This window comes from uncultured Oscillibacter sp. (genome assembly GCF_910584465.1).
Classification (GTDB): domain Bacteria; phylum Bacillota; class Clostridia; order Oscillospirales; family Oscillospiraceae; genus Oscillibacter.
Genome location: NZ_CAJUBK010000116.1, coordinates 1 through 3,474, shown reverse-complemented (window position 1 = coordinate 3,474; position 3,474 = coordinate 1). Strand labels below are relative to the sequence as shown.

Genomic DNA, 3,474 nt, shown 5'->3' with positions numbered 1-3,474 from the left:
ACGGCATCCTGCGCCTGATCAACTTCGCCCACGGCGACGTGTTCATGGTGGCGGGCCTGATGATGGTCTACCTCAGCGCCAGCCTGCCCCTGGCGGCGTCCGTCCCCCTGATGCTGGTCCTGACGGTGCTGCTGGGCTTCGCCATCGAGCGGGCGGCCTACAAGCCCCTGCGGGAAGCGCCCCGGATGAGCGTCATGATCTCCGCCATCGGCGTGAGCTATCTGCTCCAGAACCTGGCGACCTACATCACCGGCGGCCTGCCCCAGATGTACCCGGAGATCCCCGGCATCTCCAAGACGGTGACCATCGCCGGCGTGCCCACCAAGGTGGTCACCCTGGTGACGCCCGTTTTGGTGCTGGTGCTGGTCATCGCCCTGACCCAGCTCATCCATCACACCAAGGTCGGCATGGCGATGCGGGCCGTGGCCAGGGATTTCGAGACCGCCCAGCTCATGGGCATCAAGATCGACGCCGTCATCTCCGTCACCTTCGTGATCGGCTCGTTCCTGGCGGCGGTGGGCTCCGTGCTGTACTTCACGAATTACCAGTCCATCGTCCCCCTGTCCGGCTCCCTGCCGGGGCTGCGGGCCTTCGTGGCGGCGGTGTTCGGCGGCATCGGGTCCATCCCCGGGGCCGTGGTGGGCGCGTTCATCATCGGGCTGTCCGAGAGTGTCATCAAGGGCTCCAACTGGAGCATCTTCTCCGACGCCTTCACCTTCGCCCTGCTGATCGTCATCCTGGTGGTGAAGCCGACGGGCCTCTTCGGTGAGAAGGTCACCGACAAAGTGTGAGGGGGGCGGACGAGATGAAGAGAACGGTAAAGAAGGGCACCCGGACCATGCTGCTGTGCGCGGCGGTCCTGCTGGTCCTCGTGGTGGTCCTGGAGAACGTGCTGGACCCCAACAAGAACATCATGGTCTTCACCGCCCTGAAAAAGGGCGCGGTCTACGCCCTGGTGGCAGTGTCCATGAACCTGCTCAACGGCTTCACGGGGCTTTTCTCCCTGGGACAGGCGGGCTTCATGCTGCTGGGCGCGTATACCTACGCGATCTTGACCATCCCCGCGGCCCAGAAGGAGGCCGTGTACTATATCTACAACGGCTCCGCCATCGGCTTCTCCCTGCCGGAGCTGCTGGGCGGCGGGCCTGTGGGGCTGGTGCTGGGCGTGTCCCTGGCGCTGGTGCTGGGCGGCTGTGTGGCGGCGGCGGTGGCGTGGCTCATCGGACTGCCGGTCCTGCGGCTCAAGAGCGACTATCTGGCGATCGCCACGCTGGGCTTCGGCGAGATCATCCGGGCCATCTTCCAGTGGGATAAGCTGGGCCCCATCACCAACGGCGCCAACGCCCTGAAGAACTTCCCCACCTTCACCAGCTTCAACATCCAAAATGCCGGCGGGGAGACGGTGCTCCGGCTGTCCACCTTCGTGGCCTTCCTGCTGGCGGGGATCTGCGTCGCGGTCATCGTGCTGCTCATCGACTCCACCTATGGCCGGGCCTTCAAGGCCATCCGGGACGACGAGGTCGCCGCCGAGGCCATGGGCATCGACCTGGCCAAGCACAAGCGGCTGGCCTTCTGCATCAGCTCCTTCTTCGCGGGCTTCGGCGGCGGCATGTTCGCCATGTTCGCCAACCAGGCCCAGGCCAAGACCTTCACCACCGCCATGACCTATGAGATCTTGCTGATCGTGGTCATCGGCGGCATCGGCTCCGTGTCGGGCAGCTGCATCGCGGCGTTCCTATACGTGGCGGCCAGCGAGTGGTGGCTCCGCTTCCTGGACGCGGAGACCTATATCGGCGCGTTCAAGGTGCCCCTGCTGCGCAACGGCTTCCGCATGGTGGTCTTCTCCGTGGTCATCATGATCGTGGTGCTGTTCTTCCGCCGGGGGCTCATGGGGGACAAGGAGCTGCCGGACCTCTTCAAACGGCGCAGGAAGGAGGGCGCGGCGAAATGAGCGCGAACGTATTGAACGTAGAGAACGTCACCATGCAGTTCGGCGGCGTGGTGGCGGTGGATAACCTGGACCTGACGGTGGACGAGGGGGAGATCGTCGCCCTCATCGGCCCCAACGGCGCGGGCAAGACCACGGCCTTCAACGTGATCACCGGCGTGTACCAGCCCACCAACGGGGCGGTCTGGTTCCAGGGGGAGAAGATCGTGGAGAACCACCCCCAGGGGAAGATGAAGGCCCAGTATAAGGGCCAGCACGCCGGGGAGTATACCCAGGTCCTGGCCCCCACGCCGGATAAGGTCACCCGCTTGGGCATGGCCCGGACCTTCCAGAACATCCGGCTCTGGAAGTCCCAGACGGTGTTCGACAACGTGCTGATCGCCAAGCACTGCCGGGCCACCAGCAACGTCTTCTCCGCCGCGTTCCGCCTCAACCGCAGGGAAGAGGCGGCCCAGCGGGAGAACGTGGAGGAGCTGCTGGAGACCGTGGGGCTGGCGGACGTGAGGGATGAGCTGGCGACGTCCCTGCCCTATGGCAAGCAGAGGCGGCTGGAGATCGCCCGGGCCCTGGCGGCGGAGCCCAAGCTGCTGCTCCTGGATGAGCCGGCGGCGGGCATGAACCCCCAGGAGACCGAGGAGCTGACCGCCTTCATCAGTGAGATCCGGGACCGGTTCCATCTGACGGTGTTCCTCATCGAGCACCACATGAACCTGGTCATGAACATCTCCGACCGGATCTACGTCCTGGACTTCGGCAAGCTGATCGCCCAGGGCAGCCCGGCGGAGATCCAGAACGACGAGCGGGTCATCGAAGCCTATCTGGGGGTGAGTGAGGATGCTTAAGATCGAAGACCTCCGTGTCAGCTACGGCGGCATCCAGGCCCTCCGGGGCATCTCCCTGGAGGTGCCGGACGGCAAGATCGTCACGCTGATCGGCGCCAACGGCGCGGGCAAATCCACGACGCTGCGGACCATCACGGGCCTGGTCAAGGCGTCCTCCGGCTCCATCCAGTGGAACGGGGAGGAGCTGCTGGGCAAGTCCATCGATAAGATCATCGGCTCCGGCATCGCCATGAGCCCGGAGGGGCGGCGGGTCTTCGCCGACATGTCGGTGCTGGAGAACCTGCGCATCGGCGCGTACCTCCGGAACGACAAGGACGGCATCGAGCAGGACGTCCGGTGGGTCTACAGCCTGTTCCCCCGGCTGGAGGAGCGGAGCTGGCAGCTGGCAGGCACCCTCTCCGGCGGCGAGCAGCAGATGCTGGCCGTGGGCCGGGCGCTGATGTCCAGGCCCAAGCTGATGATGCTGGATGAGCCCTCCCTGGGCCTGGCGCCCCTGGTGGTGCGGGACATCTTCTCCATCATCCGGGAGATCAACAAGCAGGGGGTGACCGTCCTGCTGATCGAGCAGAACGCCAACATGGCCCTGAAGATCGCGGACCTGGCCTACGTGCTGGAGACGGGCAGCATCACCATGTCCGGCACCGGCGCGGAGCTGCTGGCCAACGAGAAGGTCCGGGAGGCGTA

4 protein-coding genes are annotated in these 3,474 nt (G+C 65.5%); all 4 read left to right on the top strand.

Annotated elements, in window-relative coordinates:
• Window positions 1-791 (top strand): branched-chain amino acid ABC transporter permease (locus QZ332_RS13355; RefSeq protein ID WP_295766336.1); only part of this gene is annotated, 791 nt, incomplete at its 5' end.
• A 14-nt stretch (window positions 792-805) separates the two neighbouring features.
• On the top strand, window positions 806-1,951 hold the full coding sequence (locus tag QZ332_RS13350) for a branched-chain amino acid ABC transporter permease (RefSeq protein ID WP_295766334.1): 1,146 nt from the start codon (window positions 806-808) through the stop codon (window positions 1,949-1,951).
• Window positions 1,948-2,790, top strand: coding sequence for an ABC transporter ATP-binding protein (locus tag QZ332_RS13345; RefSeq protein WP_295766332.1), 843 nt, complete (start codon window positions 1,948-1,950; stop codon window positions 2,788-2,790). The genes QZ332_RS13350 and QZ332_RS13345 overlap by 4 nt, the downstream gene beginning before the upstream one ends.
• On the top strand, window positions 2,783-3,474 hold a 692-nt coding region (locus QZ332_RS13340; protein ID WP_295766329.1), incomplete at its 3' end, for an ABC transporter ATP-binding protein. The genes QZ332_RS13345 and QZ332_RS13340, both read left to right, overlap by 8 nt.

Coding starts and splice junctions, on each gene's coding strand:
- QZ332_RS13350 (WP_295766334.1), top strand. CDS start 806: ATGAAGAGAACGGTAAAGAAGGGCACCCGGACCATGCTGCTGTGCGCG.
- QZ332_RS13345 (WP_295766332.1), top strand. CDS start 1,948: ATGAGCGCGAACGTATTGAACGTAGAGAACGTCACCATGCAGTTCGGC.